We start from the raw sequence: 16,852 nt of genomic DNA on the forward strand, positions 1-16,852 counted from the left end.
GAGCGCATGACCGAGACGCAGACCACGAAGACGCACGGCGTGACCCTGAGCGACGTGGCCGCCGGCAAGGTGAAGAGCCTGCTGGAGCAAGAGGGCCGCGACGACCTGCGGCTGCGCATCGGTGTGCAGCCGGGCGGGTGCTCGGGCCTGATCTACCAGCTCTACTTCGACGAGCGCACCCTCGACGGTGACCTCGTCGCCGACTTCGACGGGGTCGAGGTGGTCGTCGACCGGATGAGCGCCCCCTACCTCGACGGCGCGTCCATCGACTTCGCCGACACCATCGAGAAGCAGGGCTTCACCATCGACAACCCCAACGCGGGGAGTTCCTGCGCCTGCGGCGACAGCTTCTCCTGAGTCATCACGCCGCTCGCGAACGCGAGCCCGCGGAACGCGAGCGCAGCGAGCTTGTTTCCGCGGAACAGGCGGAGTCGGGCGAGCGTAGCGAGCACCAGGCAGTCCCGGAGGCGGCGCGCAGCGCTGACGGGGGAAGATAGTCGCCATGCCGGTCGAGCCAGCCCCGTCGGTCTGGGACCTGACCTGCGCCGGGGCCGAACCGGGGGAGGAGCTCGTCGGCGTCGGCGCGGACCTGGAGCCGGGCACCATCCTCGCGGCCTACCGGGCCGGTCTCTTCCCCATGGGCCTGGGGGAGGGCGGCGGCGAGCCGATCGGCTGGTGGTCGCCTGACCCCCGTGGCGTGCTGCTGCCGGGCGATCTGCACGTGAGCCGATCCCTGCGGCGCTCCCGGCGCGGCCTGGAGACGAGCGTCGACCGCGACTTCGAAGGGGTGGTGGCTGGTTGCGCCGACACCCGCCGCGACGGAGGATGGATCACCCCGAGGATCGCGAGGGCATACCTCGGGCTGCACGAACTCGGCTGGGCGCATTCGATCGAGGTGTGGCGTGACGCTCGCCTCGTCGGCGGGCTCTACGGGCTGGCCATCGGCCGCCTCTTCGCGGGCGAGTCGATGTTCCATCGCGAGACCGACGCCTCCAAGGTGGCGCTCGCCGCACTCGTGGACGTGCTGGACGAGGACGGGGAGACCTGGGTGCTCGACGTGCAGTGGCAGACACCACACCTGCAGACCCTCGGGGTGCGTACGGTGGACCGCCTGAGCTACCTCGGGCTGGCACGCGCCGCAGTCGCCGCGGACCTGCCCTCCCGGTGGCGCGGCACACCCGGCGCGGAGGTCACCCACGTGAGACGATCGGAACGTGGTGGAGGTATGGTTTCACCACGGCACAACCGGTAGTTCCAACACGTGTGAGGTGGATCAGTGCAACGGCTTGAAGAGACTGAACCTCCGCCCCGTGGACGGTGGCGGATCGTCGCGGGTGCCGTGGCCGTCTCGTTGCTCCTGTCCGGGTGTGGAGAGGCGCTGACGCGGGGCTACCTGCCGGAGCCGGCGACCGAGGTCGGCCCGGACGTCATCGGCTTCTGGAACGCCACCTGGATCGCGGCCCTGGCAGTCGGCGTCCTGGTGTGGTTCCTCATCCTGTGGTCCGTCTTCGCCTACCGGCGCAAGCGTGATGACGAGGTCCCCACGCAGTTCCGCTACCACGTCCCGTTCGAGATCCTCTACACCATCGTCCCGATCCTCATGGTGGCCGCGATGTTCGGCCAGACCGTGAATCTCCAGAACAAGCTGCTCGACACCGAGCAGGAGCCCGACGTCGTGGTCAACGTCGCGGGCAAGAAGTGGAGCTGGGACTTCAACTACGTCAACGAGGACGTCTACGTCACCGGCGAGCAGGCACGTGAGCTCAATCTCGGCGAGGAGGGTCTCCCCGAGACGCTGCCGCGTCTGGTGCTGCCGGTCGACAGCCGCGTCGAGTTCGTGCTCACCTCACGCGATGTCATCCACTCCTTCTGGGTCGTCAACTTCCTCCAGAAGCTGGACATGGTGCCTGGCCGGGTCAACATCCTCCAGGTGACCACCACCGAGGAGGGCACCTTCGCCGGCAAGTGCGCCGAGCTCTGCGGCGCCTACCACTCGGAGATGCTCTTCGAGGTCGACGTCGTCTCCCAGGAGGACTACGACGCCTTCATCGCCGGCCTCGAGGAGGCTGGCAACACCGGGCAGCTGGGCCAGGATCTCGACCAATACGAACTGCAGCCGGATCAGCAGGACAAGCTGCCGCAGGGAGCTGACAACTGATGGCCATCACGACGCGTGAGACGCGCACCCGCCCCAGCCAGACGCCGACCGCGCTGCCCCAGCGCAGCTCCTTCGTCCGCAACGCGGTGAAGGTCCTGACGACGACCGACCACAAGGTCATCGGCAACCTCTACTTCGTGGCCACGATGGTGTGGTTCATCCTCGGCGGGCTCATGGCGCTGGTCATCCGCGCCGAGCTCTTCGTCCCCGGTCTGCAGGTCGTGGACAACCCTGAGATCTACAACCAGATGTTCACCATGCACGGCACGGTGATGCTGCTGATGTTCGCCACCCCGCTCTTCGCAGGCTTCGCCAACGCGCTGGTCCCGCTGCAGATCGGCGCTCCCGACGTCGCCTTCCCGCGGCTCAACATGCTGGCCTTCTGGATGTTCCTCTTCGGCAGCCTGATCGCCGTGGGGGGCTTCCTCACCCCGAGCGGCGCGGCGAGCTTCGGCTGGTTCGCCTACCAGCCGTTGGCCGGCCCGACCCACAGCCCCGGCCTGGGCGGCGACCTGTGGGTCATCGGCCTCGCGGTCAGCGGTTTCGCGACGATCTTCGGCGCGGTCAACTTCATCACCACGATCGTCTGCATGCGGGCGCCGGGGATGACGATGTTCCGGATGCCGATCTTCACCTGGACCGTGCTCGTGACCTCGATCCTCGTGCTCGTGGTCTTCCCGGTGCTCGCGGCGGCGTTCTTCGGCATGGCGGCCGATCGAGTCTTCGGCTGGAACATCTTCGATCCTGAGCACGGTGGCGCCATGCTGTGGCAGCACCTGTTCTGGTTCTTCGGTCACCCCGAGGTCTACATCATCGCGCTGCCGTTCTTCGGCATCATCTCCGAGGTCATCCCGGTCTTCTCGCGCAAGCCGCTCTTCGGCTACAAGACGCTGGTCATGGCCACGATGGCCATCGCCGCTCTGTCGGTCTCGGTGTGGGCGCACCACATGTATGCCACCGGCGCGATCCTGCTCGAGTTCTTCACCATCATGACGATGCTCATCGCAGTCCCCACCGGCGTGAAGTTCTTCAACTGGATCGGCACCATGTGGAAGGGGTCCATCAAGATGGACACCCCCATGCTGTGGGCGGTCGGATTCCTCGTGACCTTCCTCTTCGGCGGGCTCACCGGCGTCATCCTGGCCAGCCCGGCGCTGGACTTCCACGTCTCGGACACCTACTTCGTGGTGGCGCACTTCCACTACGTCGTCTTCGGCACCGTGGTCTTCGCGATGTTCGCCGGCTACTACTTCTGGTGGCCCAAGCTCACCGGGCACATGCTCGACGAGACGCTGGGCAAGGTGCACTTCTGGTTGCTGTTCGTGGGCTTTCACGGCACCTTCCTCATCCAGCACTGGCTCGGCGTCGAGGGGATGCCCCGGCGCTACGCCGACTACATGCCCGAGGATGGCTTCACCTGGATGAACCAGTTGTCGACCGTCTCCTCCTTCCTGCTCGCCGCCTCGATGCTGCCCTTCTTCTACGCCGTCTGGAAGAGCTTCAAGACGCCGAAGGTGACCGTCGACGACCCGTGGGGTTGGGGCATGTCGCTGGAGTGGGCGACGTCCTGCCCGCCGCCGCGGCACAACTTCGACCGGCTGCCGCGGATCCGCTCCGAGCGGGCTGCCTTCGACCTGCACCACCCGGAGATCGGCACCCTGGAGTCGGCCGAGCCGGACAAGGGCGTGGCCGAGCAGCTGCTCGGTGGCCCGGACACCGACCCTGACGGCCAGGTCGGCACCACCACCGGCGGCTACACCGGGAAGGACCACTCCTGATGCGCGCCGAGGTCAAGGTCTTCGCCGTCCTCGTCCCGTTCTTCGCCGTCGTGACGGTGATCTATGCCTACTTCACCGACCTCGGGGAGTGGGTCGGGATCATCGGGCTGCTGCTCTCGATGCTTTTCTCGGCCTGGATCGCGGCCTACCTCTGGCTGGCCGGGCGCAAGACCGACGACCGTCCCGAGGACAACCTCGATGGTGAGATCGCCGAGGCCGCCGGCGACTACGGCCACTTCGCGCCCTACTCCTGGTGGCCGCTGTGGCTGGGCCTGTCCGTCTCGGCGGTCGCGCTGGGCCTCGTGGTCGGGTGGTGGCTGTTCATCTGCACCGCACCCTTCCTCGTGGTCTGCATCCTCGGCTGGACCTTCGAGTTCTTCCGGGGCGAGAAGGCCGTCTGAGGTCTCCACTTCGACCGCGCGCACGGTTCAGCGCGAGCCTTCCGCACCGCACACACGCGTCCTGCGACCGCTCGCGCGTCCTGCGCGACCGGCCGCGCGGTCTGCCGTGCCGTCAGGGCAGCAGGATGAGCTTGCCCGTCGTGCCCCCGGCCTCGAGGTCCTCGTGCGCCCGCCGCGCGTCGGCGAGCGGGTAGCGGCCGCCCACGCGGACCTCCAGCTCGCCCTTGGCGATCGCGTGGAAGAGGTCGTCCGTGCGGGCCTGCAGCTCGGCCCGGTCGGCGACGTAGTGCGCGAGGGTCGGTCGGGTGAGGAAGAGTGAGCCCTCGCGGTTGAGGACCTGCGGGTCCACCGGTGGCACGGGTCCGCTCGCGGCCCCGAAGAGCACCATCATCCCCCGCGGTCGCAGCAACGAGAGTCCGGCGTCGAAGGTGTCCTTGCCCACGCCGTCGTAGACCACGTGGGCCCCCTCGCCGTCAGTGAGGCGACGCACCTCGTCGGCGAGCGAGACCTCCCGGTAGAGCACCGCCTCATCCGCGCCGGCTGCGCGCGCCAGGTCGGCCTTCGCCTCGCTCCCCACGGTGCCGATGACCCGCACCCCCGTGCGATGCAGCAGCTGGCAGAGCAGGAGGCCGACGCCCCCGGCCGCAGCCGTGACCAGGGCGGTGTGACCCGGCGCGGCCGGGAAGGTGCTGTGGGCGAGGTAGTGGGCGGTCAGGCCCTGCAGCATGACGGCAGCCGCGACCTCCAGGTCGAGGTCGTCCGGCACCCGGACCGCCTTCTTCGCGGGCAGCAGCACCTGCTCGGCGTAGCCGGTCCCAGGTGTCATGGCCCAGGCCACCCGGTCACCCACCTGGTGATCGTCGACGTCCTCGCCGACGCCCGACACGACGCCGGCCCCCTCGCTGCCGACGACGAACGGGGTCGGCAGCGGGTACGCCCCGGAGCGGTGGTAGATGTCGATGAAGTTGACCCCCGATGCGGCGACGTCGACGCGGATCTCGCCCGGTCCCGGCTCCGGCGTCTCGCGCTCGACGAGGGTCAAGGCCTCTGGGCCGCCGGTCTGCTCGACGATGATCGCTCGCATGGGAGCGACGCTATCGCGGCATGGCTCAGCGGGTCGCCTCGACCCACCGGTCCACGACCGCGGACGCGGAGCCGTCGTCGATGGCGGTGGCCGCACGCTGCATACCCTCGCCCACCAGGTCGTGCAGCTCGTCCTCGGAGGTCGGATGACGGCCACCCTCCCCGGCCTCGAGCAGGGCGAGCGCCGAGCCCGCGTTGAGCAGCACGGCGTCCCGCACGGCACCCTGGTCACCGGCCAGCAGCCGACGCGTGACCTCGGCGTTGTGCTCGGCGTCGCCGCCGCGCAGCGCATCGACAGGGTGCGTCGGCAGACCCAGCCGGGTGGGGTCGAGAGTCCAGTGCCGGACGTCGGCGCCGGCTCCCGCCCACCAGACCTGGCTGGTGGTCGCCGGGGTGACCTCGTCGAGGCCGTCGTCGCCGCGGAAGACCAGCGCCTGGGTTCCACGCCGACCGAAGACGTCGGCGAGCAGCGGGGCCATGCGCAGGTCGGCGCAGCCCACCGCGGCATAGCGCGGCTGCGCCGGGTTGGTGAGGGGACCGAGAAAGTTGAAGGCGGTGCCGATCCCGAGCTCGCGCCGCACCGCACCGGCATACCGCATGGACGGATGGAAGGTGAGCGCGAAGCAGAAGGTGATCCCGCAGCGTTCGGCGACCTGGGCGACCTCGTCGGGGGTGAGGTCGAGGCGCACGCCCAGCGCCTCGAGCATGTCGGCGGAGCCGGAGCGGCTGCTCGCGGCCCGGTTGCCGTGCTTGATCACCTTGGCGCCGGCGCCGGCCATGACGATGGCCGACATCGAGGAGATGTTGACCGTCATCGAGCGGTCGCCGCCGGTGCCGACGATGTCGATCGTCGGGCCCCCGGCGGTGAAGCGGTGGGCGTGCTCGAGCATCATGCTGGACAGGCCCGACATCTCGGCGGCGGTCTCGCCCTTGGCCCGCAACGCCGTGAGGAAGCCCGCGAGCTGCGCGTCGGTGGCCGTGCCGGACATCACCTGGTCCATGACCCAGCTCGCGGTGCGGGCCGGCAGGTCCTCGCCGCGGGTCAGGGCGGTGAGGACGTCGGGCCAGGTATGCGGCATGGCGGGGCTGGCGGTCGCGGCGGAGCTGGCGGCGTCCTCGACCGCTGGGGTCACCGGCGGGCCAGGTCGGCGACGGCGGCGGTCAGCCGCGCCTCGTCCAGCGGCCGGGAGAGCGCCGCGTCGGCCTGGGACCACGTGGCGAGCCAGCCGTCGCCCGGACGCCCGGTGAGCACGAGGATCGGCGGGCAGTCGAACAACTCGTTCTTGAGCTGGCGGCAGATGCCCATCCCGCCGTAGGGCTGGGACTCGCCATCGAGGATCAGCAGGTCGAACCCGCCCTTCTCGGCCTCGATGAGAGTCACCTCGGGGGTCGCGCACTCGACCCACCGCTCGATCGCGACGTCGTCGGCGGGGGAGTCGCCGACCGCGACCCGGACGGCGTCGCGCACGGAGCGGTCGTTGCTGTAGAGCAGGATCGACACCGACCGGCCACCCATCGGCGCGTCGGTGTCGGGCGACTGCGAGGGGGCAGCGGGAGTGGTCATGGCTCGATCCTACCGACGGTGCCGGGGCGGGACGAGTGTGGCCGCGCCGACGTCGACACGGGTGAGGCCCGGCAGGCACCACGACGGGTCGTAGGCGTAGACTGACGATCGTGGCGACGACACCTGCAGCAACGATCGATGACGCGCACGCGTTCCACGCGACGGCGCACGGCCCGGCCACCCGACCAAACATGGTGGCCGTGGGCACGATGGTGTGGCTGGGCAGCGAGATCATGTTCTTCGCCGGCCTCTTCGCGATGTACTTCACGATCCGCTCCGTCTCCCCGGAGCTGTGGGCCGAGCGGACCGAGTACCTCGACGTCGTCTTCGCCTCGATCAACACGATGATCCTGGTCATCTCCTCCGTCTGGTGCCAGTTCGGCGTGTGGAAGGCAGAGCGCGGCATCCCGCACCGGACCGGCAGCATCTTCCACATCGGCAACCCCCTCGGCGACACCGGCTGGGGCATGCGTGAGTGGTACACCCTCACCTACCTCTTCGGCGCGACCTTCATCGCCGGACAGGTCTGGGAGTACGCCACGCTCACCAGCGAGGGGCTCACCCCGACCGCCGATCCGTACGGCTCGGTGTTCTTCATCACCACCGGCTTCCACGGCCTGCACGTGACCGGTGGTCTCATCGCCTTCCTGCTCATCATCGGCCGCAGCTTCACCGCGAAGCGCTACACCCACGCGCAGGCGACGGGTGCGGTCGTGACCTCCTACTACTGGCACTTCGTCGACGTCGTGTGGATCGCGCTGTTCGCCGTGATCTACCTCCTGCGGTGAGGCTCGTGGCACATCGCGATGCAGCCGAACCCGCCCCCATCACCCGACCCCGGAAGGACCGCCGAGTGAGATCCCTCGCCGCCCGTCGCCGCAGCCCGCTGGCGCTGCTGGTGCTGCTGATCCTGGGCCTCGCCTTCACCGGCACCGCGTATGCCGCGCTGCAGCCGAGCGCTCCTCCCGGGACCGCCAGCACGACCGCCTCGGCGGACGACATCGAGGCGGGCGAGCAGCTCTTCCTCGGCAACTGCGCCAGCTGCCACGGCACCAACGCGGGCGGCAACGGCGAGGCTGGACCGTCCCTCTATGGCGTCGGTGCCGCCGCGGTCGACTTCCAGGTCGCCACGGGGCGTATGCCGCTTCCTCGCCCGGATGTGCAGGCTGCCCGCAACATCTCGCAGGTGAAGTTCTCCGAGGAGGAGATCGCCCAGCTCGCCGCCTACGTCGACTCCCTCGCGCCCGGCCCGGACGTGCCGGAGGCGGAGTGGTTGGACGCCTCCGAGGGCGACGCCGCCAACGGCGGTGCGGTCTATCGCACGAACTGCGCCATGTGTCACAACTCCAGCGGCACCGGCGGTGCGCTGACCCGCGGCAAGTACGCCCCGACCCTGATGGGCGTCTCCGAGCAGCACATCTACGAGGCGATGCTGACCGGCCCGCAGTCGATGCCGGTCTTCAACGACCAGAACATCACTCCGGAGGAGAAGCGGGACGTGATCGCCTTCCTCAAGAGCATCGAGGAGGGCGGCAACGACGAGGGTGGCCACACGCTCGGCAGCCTCGGCCCGGCCGGTGACGCGCTCTTCGCGTGGACGATCGGCATCCTGCTCTTCATCGGCGCTGCCGTGTGGCTCGGACGGAAGGCGGCCTGACATGACGACCCCCCACGACGACCACGGCACGGGCGACAACGCCCCCGCCGTCCGCGACGCCCACAGCGGCACCGACGGCATCGCGACCCAGGACCGCTTCGAGAACCCGGGTCTGCCCCCGCACGTGCCCCGGCGGGCCGACGAGGACCCCAAGGCCGCCAAGCGCGCCGAGGTCCAGGTGGTCACCCTCTTCACGATCTCGGCGGTCGCCTCGATCCTCTTCGTGGTGGCCTACTACGCGATCGACCCCCAGCTGAAGGGCTACGTCCTCGGCATCGGCGAGATGAACCTCTTCCACGCCGCGCTCGGCGTCACGATGGGGCTCTCGCTGCTGGGCATCGGCCTCGGCGCGATCCACTGGGCCAAGACCCTCATGCCGGACGAGGAGGTCATCGAGGAGCGGCACCCGCAGGAGTCGCCCGAGGACGACCGCCAGGCCGTCGCCACGATGCTCTCCCACGGCTGGCGCGGCTCCCAGCTCAACCGGCGCAGCGCCATCCTCGGCTCTGCCGGTGGCGCGCTCGGGCTCTTCGCCCTGCCGCTGGTGCTGCCCGTCGTCGCCGGGCTCGGCCCTCGGCCGCGCGAGGAGCTCTACACGACCAACTGGGTCGAGGGCATGCGGCTCATCATCGATCCGTCGGGCGCGCCGATCCGCGCGGCCGACGTCACCCAGGGGTCGGTCTTCCACGTCATGCCCGACGGCTGGGTGGGACACAGCGCGATGGAGGAGTACGGCGCCGAGGCGGTCATGACGGCCAAGGCCCAGGACCAGGTCATCCTGGTCCGCCTCGACCCGGCCAAGATCCAGAGTCAGAAGCAACGCGAGTGGGGTATCGACGGCATCGTCGCCTACTCCAAGGTCTGCACCCACGTCGGGTGCCCGGTGGCGCTCTACGAGCAGCAGACGCACCACCTACTCTGCCCGTGTCACCAGTCGACGTTCGACATGACGGACGACTGCAAGGTGATCTTCGGTCCGGCGAAGCGGGCTCTGCCGCAGTTGCCGATCACCGTCGACGGGGAGGGCTACATCGTGGCCGCCGACAGCTTCCGCGAGCCGGTCGGTCCGAGCTTCTGGGAGCGCGAGCGCCCAGGTCTGTTGGGAGTTGACGAGTCATGACGACACATGTGCCCCAGGGGGCCGGCCACCTGCGTGGCGGCGGATCCCCGTCCACCGAGGCGGCGGCGCCGCCCTCGCCGAGCTCGGCGCACCAGGAGTCCCCGGACGCCCGCTTCCCGAAGGCCCTGAACTGGGCCGACGAACGGGTCGGCGCGGCGAAGGGTCTGCGCTTCGGCCTCAAAAAGGTCTTCCCCGACCACTGGAGTTTCCTGCTCGGTGAGGTCGCGATGTACTCGATGATCATCGCGCTCATCACCGGCACCTTCCTCACGTTGTGGTTCGTGCCGAGCATGGGCCACGTGACCTATGACGGCGACTACGTCCCGCTCAAGGGCGTGGGGATGTCCGAGGCCTACGCCTCGACCCTCGACATCAGCTTCGAGGTCAAGGGCGGGCTGCTCATCCGCCAGCTGCACCACTGGTCGGCGCTGTTCTTCATCGTCGGGATCGCGCTGCACGCGGCGCGCGTCTTCTTCACCGGTGCCTTCCGCAAGCCCCGCGAGATCAACTGGGTCATCGGCGTGGTCCTCTCGCTGCTGGCCTGCATCGAGGGCTTCGCCGGCTACTCCCTCCCCGACGACCTGCTCTCCGGCACCGGCATCCGGGCCATGAACGGCTTCATGATGTCCGCACCCGTCATCGGCACCTGGATGACCTTCTTCGTCTTCGGCGGCGAGTTCCCGGGCGAGTCGATCATCCCGCGCCTCTACATCGCCCACGTGCTGCTGCTCCCGGCGATCATCGTCGGTCTCTTCGTGCTGCACCTGGCCCTCGTCGTCATCCACAAGCACACGCAGTACCCCGGTCCTGGGCGGACCAACAACAACGTCGTGGGCTTCCCGGTCATGCCGGTGTATGCCGCGAAGGCCGGCGGGTTCTTCTTCGTCGTCTTCGGCATCACGGCGCTGGTCTCGGCACTGGTGCAGATCAACGGCGTGTGGGTCTATGGCCCCTACGACCCGACCCAGGTCACGGCTGGTAGCCAGCCGGACTTCTACATGTGGTTCTCCGACGGAGCGCTGCGGCTCCTCCCAGGCTGGCTGGAGTTCACGCTCTTCGGCACCGTGTGGAGCTTCAACATCTTCCTCGGGTCCTTGGTGCTCCTGCCGCTCGTCTGGGCCGTCATGGGTGCCTATCCCTTCATCGAGGCCTGGGTCACCGGCGACAAGCGGGAGCACCACCTGCTGCAGCGCCCGCGCAATGCGCCGGTCCGCACCGCCATCGGCGCCGCGGCCATCTCGATGTACCTCGTGCTGGCGCTGGCCTGTGTCAACGACATCCTGGCGATCAAGCTGGGGTTGTCGATCAACGACCTGACGATCCTCTTCCGGACCATGTTCTTCGTGCTCCCGGTGATCGTCTTCTTCGTGACCAAGCGGCTCTGTCTCTCGCTGCAGCAGCACGACCGCGAGCGGGTCCTCCACGGCGAGGAGTCCGGTCGGATCGTCCGCACCCCGGAGGGCAGCTTCTTCGAGGTCCACGAGCCGATGGACCCCTACGAGAGGTGGACGCTCGTCGACTACGACGCGCATCAGCCGCTGGCCCTCACCGAGGGTGCCTCGGAGGACGAGCGCGGCGTCGCCCGGCGTCGGGCGCCGTTGGTCGGGGTGCGCAACGCCCTGTCGAGCTTCTTCTACAAGGACACCGTCACCCCGGTGACCCCTGCCGAGCTGGCTGCCGCCCATCACCACGGCGAGCACGACGCCCTGGAGCCCGGCACGAGCACTGTGCCTCAGCTGGGTGTGCCAGTCAACGACAGCAGCGGCGACGCCGACTTCGAGGACGAGCACGGCTCGGCCGTCCAGGCGCCGTCCCGCCATCACTGAGCACCAGCCGGAGGAGTTGCGCCCCGCCCCCCACGAGGAGGGCGGGGCGCAGCCGCGTCCATCTGCCGGAGATGCTGGCGTCGCCGGCCTCGACGTGCCAGGGCACCGGCACGGCCGACCGGAGATCGAGGAGACCCTGCTCCTGTCGCCCTCGGAGTTCGAGGAGGCGGTCGGGGACTCGCTCGACCTCGTCCCGCAGGAGCTCATGGACCAGCTCGACAACGTGGTCTTCCTCGTGGAGGACGAGCCACCGCCGGAGGACCCCGACCTGCTCGGGCTCTACGACGGAATCCCCCTGACCGAGCGCGACTGGGGCACCCACCTGCCCGATCGGATCTTCGTCTACCGCGGGCCGATGCTGCGGATGTGCCAGGACCGTGAGGAGCTGCTCGACGAGATCGCCATCACCGTCGTGCACGAGATCGCCCACCACTTCGGGATCGACGACGAGCGGCTGCACGACCTCGGCTGGGGCTGACCCACTCGCCCACCGGGCGTCGCGAATGGTGGTTCGGGACTGACCTATAGAGTGGTGGTGTGATTTCCGCCATCGTCTTGATCAAGGCCGAAGTGGGCCGCATCCCCGAAGCCGCGCAGCAGATCGCCGAGATCGACGGCATCAGCGAGGTCTACTCCGTGACGGGCGACGTGGACCTCATCGCGGTCGCGAGGGTGAACCGGCACGAGGACTTCGCGGATGTCATCGCCGACCAGCTCAACAAGGTCGAGGGTGTGCTCGAGACGAATACCCACATCTCCTTCCGCACCTACTCCTCGGCGGACCTGGAGGCCGGTTTTTCCCTCGGTCTGGATCAGTAAGACCCCCGGGCAACCATTCGCGACGCTCGGTAGATCTTTCAGCAACCCTTCGCGACGCCCAGTAGGTCTTTTAGCAACCCTTCGCGACGCCCAGTAGGTCTTTCACCAACGATTCGCGACGCCCGGTCGGGCTTGGGGCAACCATTCGCGACGCCCGGTCGGGAAAGAGGGGGTGGTGTCGTCGTCAGGCGGGGAGGGCGCCCACGGGCCGGTCGTGCGGCCGCTGCGGTGCCGGGTCCAGGACGTCGACCGAGCTCCACCCCTTGGCCTGCGGCTCCAGCGCCGCGCGGCTGGCTCCGGCGCCGCCGACCGGGCAGGTCCACTCGCCGTCCAGGTCCACGAGCCGGGTGCCGGGGGACTCCAGCCACCGCAGGATCAGCTCGGTCTCCTCGGGCAGCGCCCGCGGGGGAAGACCCGAGGAGTCGGGGATCTGCACCTCGGCGGTCTCACGCAACGCCGAGACATAGGGCATCGGGTCAGCGCCACGAGGGCTGACGCTGGTGCCGGCCAGCCGGCCGTGCCGCACGCAGATGAGCTCCCAGCCTCCCGCGTCACGACGGCGGGCCGCGATGAGCTCGGTGGCCTGGGTGAGCGGACGCAGGCGTTGGGCCCGGGCCGCCGCGCGCACCAGGGCCATCATCCGGTCCCGCAGCGTGCTTGCCTCCTCGAAGCGCTCTTGCTCGGCCAGGTCGTCAAGCCGCTCACGCAGGGCAGTGACCACCTCCTGGGCATTGCCGGCGAGCGCCTGCGCCGCCTGCGCGGCCACCTGCGCGTAGGCGTCGGAGGACTGAGCCCCGATGCACGGGCCACCGCATCGCCCGAGATCGAGCAGGACGCACGCCGACCCCGTCGGCGTCCGGGGGGACAGTCGGGTGGTGCACTGGCGCAACGGGACGACCTCGTGCAGCGCGGTGACGGCGGCCTCGGCGGAGCGCCGGGACCCGAACGGTCCGGCGTAGTGCGCGCCGTCGTCAGCGGCCTTCTTCACGACCGACAGCCGGGGGAACACCTCCTCGGTCAGCTTCACCCAGACCGACTTCTCCGGGTGCCTGGACCGGCGGTTGTAGCGCGGCTTGTGCTCGGCGATGAGTCGCAGCTCCCGGACGGATGCCTCTAGCGGTGTCGCGCACACGATGGGGGTGATCGACTCGGCCAGGCCCACCATCTCGGTCATCCGGCGGCGGGTCTCCGAGGCCGTGAAGTAGGTCAACGTGCGCCGCCGCAGGTCGGTCGCGGTGCCGACGTAGAGCGGCTGACCGTGGCCGTCGCGGAAGACGTAGACCCCCGGTGCCGAGGGCATCGCCTCGGCGAGGAAACGCTTGCGTCGCTGCGCCGTGCTCACCCGGGAGCTGTAGGACTGCAGCTCCTCCAAGGTGTGCACCCCGAGGTTGCCGACCCGCTCGATCAGGCCGTGGAGGACGTCGACGGTCGCGCGCGCGTCGTGCAGGGCCCGGTGGTCCGGCGTGGTCGTCGCGCCGAAGAGAAGGGCCAGGCTGGCGAGCTTGTGGTTGGGTGCCTCGTCCTTGTGCACCAGCTGGCGGGCCAGACGGACCGTGTCGAGCACGGCATACCCCGGCCAGGGGTGGCCGGTCTCGTGCGCCGCTGCCTTGAGGAAGGACACGTCGAAGCCAGCGTTGTGGGCGACGAGCACGCTGCCTGTCGCGAACTCGAGGAACTGCGGCAGCACGGTGGCGATGGGCGGCGCGTCGCCGACCATGCCGTTGGTGATGCCCGTCAGCACGCTGATGAACGGAGGGATCGGGGTGCTGGGTCGGACCAGCGTCTGGAACTCGCCCAGCACTGCGCCGCCGCGGACCTTGACCGCGCCGACCTCGGTGATCTGCGAGCCCGCAGGCGACCCGCCGGTGGTCTCGAGGTCCACGACGACGAAGGTGACGTCGGCCAGGGCGGTGCCCAGGTCGGCGAACGTCTCCTGCAAGAACGTCTCCTGCGCCAGCTGCATACGGACGAAGGTAGACGCGGCCTCCGACAGACCCGGGCAGGCAGGCCGCGATAGGTGCGGCACGAGGCCAGAAGGTGCCGCGGCGGAGGGGGAAGAGACAAGGGTGGGGCGAGGACGAGCATGAGCAGCGCGGAGGGCGGTGGCGCGAGGGCGGGCGTGAGCAGCGCGGATGCGGTGGCGCGAGGGCCGGCAGACGCAGCGGAAGGGACCGATGCGGCAGGTCTGTCGGTGGGCTCTCCTAACGTCGGTAGGCAGAAGGAGGTAGACCCATGACAACGTCATCGACGAACCCATCCACCGACGGCGGCTCGACCACCGTCATCGACTGCCGGACCTGTCCGGTGCGCGGCCGCCTGTGCGGAGACTGCTTCGTCCCGGTCCTGGGGCGGATGTGGCTGGAGGACCCGGCTCCCCGCCCTGAGGAGGTGCCCGACCGCTCGGCGCAGCGACAGCCCGGCGTCACCGACCACCCCGGTCCGGGACTGGCACCGCTGGACTCCGACGAGCTGGCGGCCGTCAGCGCTTTCGTCCGGGCCGAGCTCATCGCGCCGGAGGAGGCCCGAGGCGTCGGCGCACAGGTGACGCGGCGCTCGGCCGCGGGCTAGCGGCTGGCTGCTACCGGGAGCGGTAGATCTGCTCGATCTCCTCACCGAGCAGCTCGGTGATGCGGGCGCGCTTGAGCTTCATCGACGGCGTCAGCAGACCGCCCTCGACGGTGAAGTCCTCCTCGAGCACCGTGAAGGTGCGGATCGACTCCGCGCGGCTGACCGCCTCGTTGGCCTGGTCGACGGCGGACTGCAGCTCGGCGCGCAGCGTGGCGTCCTGCCGCAGCTCGGTGGGATCAAGGTGCGCCAGGCCCTGGCGCTGGACCCAGGAGGGGAGCATCTCCTCGTCGAGCGTGAGCAGGGCGGCGACGAAGGGCCGACCCTCGCCGACCACCATGCACTGGCTGATGAGGGGGTGCGCCCGCAGCCGGTCCTCCAGGGGGCCGGGGGAGACGTTCTTGCCGCCCGCAGTGACGATGAGCTCCTTGCTGCGACCGGTGATGCGCAAGAACCCCTCGGCATCCAGCTCGCCGAGGTCGCCGGTCCGGAACCACCCGTCCTGCAGCACCTCGGCGCTGGTCCCGGGATCGTCGTGGTAGCCGCGCATGACGCCGACACCGCGGACCTGCACCTCGCCGGCCTCGTCGACCCGCACCGCGACTCCCGGGAGCGGACGGCCCACGGTGCCGATCCGGATCATGTCCGGGGCGTTGACCGTCGCGGGCGCCGTGGTCTCGGTGAGACCGTAGCCCTCCAGCACCACCAGCCCGATCCCGCGGTAGAAGTGCCCGAGCCGCTCACCGAGGGCTGCGCCGCCGGAGATGGCGAACTGCACCCGACCCCCCATCGCCTGCCGCAGCTTGGCGAAGACCAGCCGGTCGGCGACGGCGTGCTGCGTGCGCAGGGCGATCCCGACCGTGCCTCCGTCGAGGGCGCGGCTGTAGCGGTCGGCGACGCGGGCGGCCCAGCGGAAGATGCGGCCCCGCCCGGCCGCCTCGGCCTTCTGCTCACCGGAGTTGTAGATCTTCTCGAAGACCCGCGGCACCGCGAGCAGGAAGGTGGGACCGAACCCGGCCAGGTCGTCCAGGATGGTCTTCGGGTCGGGGGTGTGGCCCATCCGCACGCCGCTCTGGACGCACAGGACCTCGATGAAGCGGGCGAAGACGTGGGCCAGCGGCAGGAAGATGAGGTTGGACGCTCCTGGAGCCACCACCACCGACAACCGCTCGGCGGCGTTCTCGGCCAGCGCCATGAAGTTGTCGTGCGTCAGCTCGCACCCCTTGGGGCGGCCCGTGGTGCCGGAGGTGTAGATGATCGTGGCGAGGTCGGAGCGTCCCAGCCCGGCCCGTCGCTCCGCGACCGCCTCCTCGGGGACGTCCGCACCGGCGGCGGCGAGCTCGTCCAGCGAGCCAGACTCGATCTGCCACACGTCGCGCAGCACCTCGGCGCCGTCGCGGGCCCGGGCGACGGTGCTCATCATGGCGGCGTCCTCGACGATGATGGCCACCGCCCGGGAGTCCTGGCAGATCCACCGGACCTGCTCCTCCGAGCTGGTCTCGTAGACCGGCACCGGCACCGCCCCGATGCTCCAGAGCGCAAAGTCGGCCAGCGTCCACTCCACCCGGGTGCGGCTCATGATCGCGACCCGGTCGCCGACCTCGATCCCCGCGGCCAGGAAGCCCTTGGCGAGCGCGACGACCTGCTCCTGGAGCTCTGCGGCGGTGACGTCCTCCCAGCTCCCGTCCCGCTGCACGGCGACCATGACCCGCCCTGGCTCGCGCTCGGCCCACCACGCGGGGTAGTCCCCGAGACTGCCGGTGCCGGTCGGGGGCACGAGCGGCGGGACGGACACCTCGGTCACGGGACCTCCAGGATCGGTGGCTGATGGTTCTGCACGGGTTCCCCAACCCTACCCGCCTCCCTGCTGGACGTAGGGTG

General features: G+C 69.7%; 17 protein-coding genes. 12 read left to right on the plus strand and 5 right to left on the minus strand.

The window, feature by feature from the left end; genetic code table 11:
- Positions 1–6: 6 nt before the first annotated feature.
- The 5 genes from AC5PYY_RS10295 to AC5PYY_RS10315 all read left to right on the plus strand — a co-directional run bounded on the left by AC5PYY_RS10295 (position 7) and on the right by AC5PYY_RS10315 (position 4,337).
- On the plus strand, positions 7–357 hold the full coding sequence (locus AC5PYY_RS10295; RefSeq protein ID WP_493896721.1) for a HesB/IscA family protein: 351 nt from the start codon (positions 7–9) through the stop codon (positions 355–357).
- A 145-nt stretch (positions 358–502) separates the two neighbouring features.
- Positions 503–1,252, plus strand: a complete 750-nt coding sequence (aat, locus tag AC5PYY_RS10300) for a leucyl/phenylalanyl-tRNA--protein transferase (protein WP_493896722.1) — start codon at positions 503–505, stop codon at positions 1,250–1,252.
- Positions 1,253–1,339: 87 nt separating this feature from the next.
- The gene (gene ctaC / locus AC5PYY_RS10305; RefSeq protein ID WP_493896723.1) at positions 1,340–2,158 is read left to right on the plus strand and encodes an aa3-type cytochrome oxidase subunit II; all 819 of its coding nucleotides are present in this window, start codon (positions 1,340–1,342) and stop codon (positions 2,156–2,158) included.
- Positions 2,158–3,936, plus strand: coding sequence for an aa3-type cytochrome oxidase subunit I (gene ctaD / locus AC5PYY_RS10310; protein WP_493896724.1), 1,779 nt, complete (start codon positions 2,158–2,160; stop codon positions 3,934–3,936). The genes ctaC and ctaD overlap by 1 nt, the downstream gene beginning before the upstream one ends.
- On the plus strand, positions 3,936–4,337 hold the full coding sequence (locus tag AC5PYY_RS10315; protein ID WP_493896725.1) for a cytochrome c oxidase subunit 4: 402 nt from the start codon (positions 3,936–3,938) through the stop codon (positions 4,335–4,337). Before ctaD ends, AC5PYY_RS10315 begins: the two co-directional genes overlap by 1 nt.
- A gap of 112 nt (positions 4,338–4,449) precedes the next feature.
- Here the strand turns inward: AC5PYY_RS10315 and AC5PYY_RS10320 are convergent, their stop codons facing one another.
- Genes AC5PYY_RS10320 through AC5PYY_RS10330 form a run of 3 tightly spaced genes read right to left on the minus strand, consistent with a single transcriptional unit; the run spans position 4,450 to position 6,984 of the window.
- Positions 4,450–5,421 (minus strand): quinone oxidoreductase family protein, encoded by a 972-nt coding sequence (locus tag AC5PYY_RS10320; RefSeq protein WP_493896726.1) that lies wholly within the window; start codon positions 5,419–5,421, stop codon positions 4,450–4,452.
- A gap of 25 nt (positions 5,422–5,446) precedes the next feature.
- Positions 5,447–6,499, minus strand: a complete 1,053-nt coding sequence (gene trpD, locus AC5PYY_RS10325; protein WP_493899360.1) for an anthranilate phosphoribosyltransferase — start codon at positions 6,497–6,499, stop codon at positions 5,447–5,449.
- Between the two features lie 50 nt (positions 6,500–6,549).
- The gene (locus tag AC5PYY_RS10330) at positions 6,550–6,984 is read right to left on the minus strand and encodes a response regulator transcription factor (RefSeq protein ID WP_493896727.1); all 435 of its coding nucleotides are present in this window, start codon (positions 6,982–6,984) and stop codon (positions 6,550–6,552) included.
- Between the two features lie 110 nt (positions 6,985–7,094).
- Between AC5PYY_RS10330 and ctaE the strand changes: the two genes are divergently transcribed.
- The 6 genes from ctaE (at position 7,095) to AC5PYY_RS10360 (ending at position 12,406) form a co-directional block, all read left to right on the plus strand.
- A complete protein-coding gene (gene ctaE / locus AC5PYY_RS10335) occupies positions 7,095–7,772 on the plus strand; it encodes an aa3-type cytochrome oxidase subunit III (RefSeq protein ID WP_493896728.1) in 678 nt (225 codons plus the stop codon).
- Between the two features lie 65 nt (positions 7,773–7,837).
- Positions 7,838–8,641 (plus strand): cytochrome bc1 complex diheme cytochrome c subunit, encoded by an 804-nt coding sequence (gene qcrC / locus AC5PYY_RS10340; RefSeq protein WP_493896729.1) that lies wholly within the window; start codon positions 7,838–7,840, stop codon positions 8,639–8,641.
- Position 8,642: 1 nt separating this feature from the next.
- Positions 8,643–9,761 (plus strand): cytochrome bc1 complex Rieske iron-sulfur subunit, encoded by a 1,119-nt coding sequence (gene qcrA, locus AC5PYY_RS10345; RefSeq protein ID WP_493896730.1) that lies wholly within the window; start codon positions 8,643–8,645, stop codon positions 9,759–9,761.
- Positions 9,758–11,587, plus strand: coding sequence for a cytochrome bc1 complex cytochrome b subunit (qcrB, locus tag AC5PYY_RS10350; RefSeq protein WP_493896731.1), 1,830 nt, complete (start codon positions 9,758–9,760; stop codon positions 11,585–11,587). The genes qcrA and qcrB overlap by 4 nt, the downstream gene beginning before the upstream one ends.
- 124 nt (positions 11,588–11,711) lie before the next feature.
- Complete coding sequence (locus tag AC5PYY_RS10355) at positions 11,712–12,065, plus strand: metallopeptidase family protein (protein WP_493899361.1); 354 nt, start codon at positions 11,712–11,714, stop codon at positions 12,063–12,065.
- Positions 12,066–12,124: 59 nt separating this feature from the next.
- Complete coding sequence (locus tag AC5PYY_RS10360; RefSeq protein ID WP_493896732.1) at positions 12,125–12,406, plus strand: Lrp/AsnC family transcriptional regulator; 282 nt, start codon at positions 12,125–12,127, stop codon at positions 12,404–12,406.
- A gap of 184 nt (positions 12,407–12,590) precedes the next feature.
- Here AC5PYY_RS10360 and AC5PYY_RS10365 read toward each other — a convergent pair whose 3' ends face one another.
- Complete coding sequence (locus tag AC5PYY_RS10365) at positions 12,591–14,369, minus strand: DEDD exonuclease domain-containing protein (RefSeq protein WP_493896733.1); 1,779 nt, start codon at positions 14,367–14,369, stop codon at positions 12,591–12,593.
- A gap of 269 nt (positions 14,370–14,638) precedes the next feature.
- Between AC5PYY_RS10365 and AC5PYY_RS10370 the strand changes: the two genes are divergently transcribed.
- Positions 14,639–14,974 carry a hypothetical protein gene (locus tag AC5PYY_RS10370; RefSeq protein ID WP_493896734.1) on the plus strand — a complete coding sequence of 112 codons (336 nt, stop codon included), beginning with the start codon at positions 14,639–14,641 and terminating at the stop codon, positions 14,972–14,974.
- A gap of 10 nt (positions 14,975–14,984) precedes the next feature.
- On the opposite strand, the gene AC5PYY_RS10375 is transcribed toward AC5PYY_RS10370, so the two are convergent.
- Positions 14,985–16,775 (minus strand): AMP-dependent synthetase/ligase, encoded by a 1,791-nt coding sequence (locus tag AC5PYY_RS10375; protein WP_493896735.1) that lies wholly within the window; start codon positions 16,773–16,775, stop codon positions 14,985–14,987.
- Positions 16,776–16,852 lie beyond the last annotated feature (77 nt).

Source organism: Serinicoccus sp. JS2-9, assembly GCF_059025165.1.

Coding starts and splice junctions, on each gene's coding strand:
- AC5PYY_RS10295 (WP_493896721.1), top strand. CDS start 7: ATGACCGAGACGCAGACCACGAAGACGCACGGCGTGACCCTGAGCGAC.
- aat (WP_493896722.1), top strand. CDS start 503: ATGCCGGTCGAGCCAGCCCCGTCGGTCTGGGACCTGACCTGCGCCGGG.
- ctaD (WP_493896724.1), top strand. CDS start 2,158: ATGGCCATCACGACGCGTGAGACGCGCACCCGCCCCAGCCAGACGCCG.
- AC5PYY_RS10315 (WP_493896725.1), top strand. CDS start 3,936: ATGCGCGCCGAGGTCAAGGTCTTCGCCGTCCTCGTCCCGTTCTTCGCC.
- AC5PYY_RS10320 (WP_493896726.1), bottom strand. CDS start 5,421: ATGCGAGCGATCATCGTCGAGCAGACCGGCGGCCCAGAGGCCTTGACC.
- trpD (WP_493899360.1), bottom strand. CDS start 6,499: ATGCCGCATACCTGGCCCGACGTCCTCACCGCCCTGACCCGCGGCGAG.
- AC5PYY_RS10330 (WP_493896727.1), bottom strand. CDS start 6,984: ATGACCACTCCCGCTGCCCCCTCGCAGTCGCCCGACACCGACGCGCCG.
- qcrA (WP_493896730.1), top strand. CDS start 8,643: ATGACGACCCCCCACGACGACCACGGCACGGGCGACAACGCCCCCGCC.
- qcrB (WP_493896731.1), top strand. CDS start 9,758: ATGACGACACATGTGCCCCAGGGGGCCGGCCACCTGCGTGGCGGCGGA.
- AC5PYY_RS10365 (WP_493896733.1), bottom strand. CDS start 14,369: ATGCAGCTGGCGCAGGAGACGTTCTTGCAGGAGACGTTCGCCGACCTG.
- AC5PYY_RS10370 (WP_493896734.1), top strand. CDS start 14,639: ATGACAACGTCATCGACGAACCCATCCACCGACGGCGGCTCGACCACC.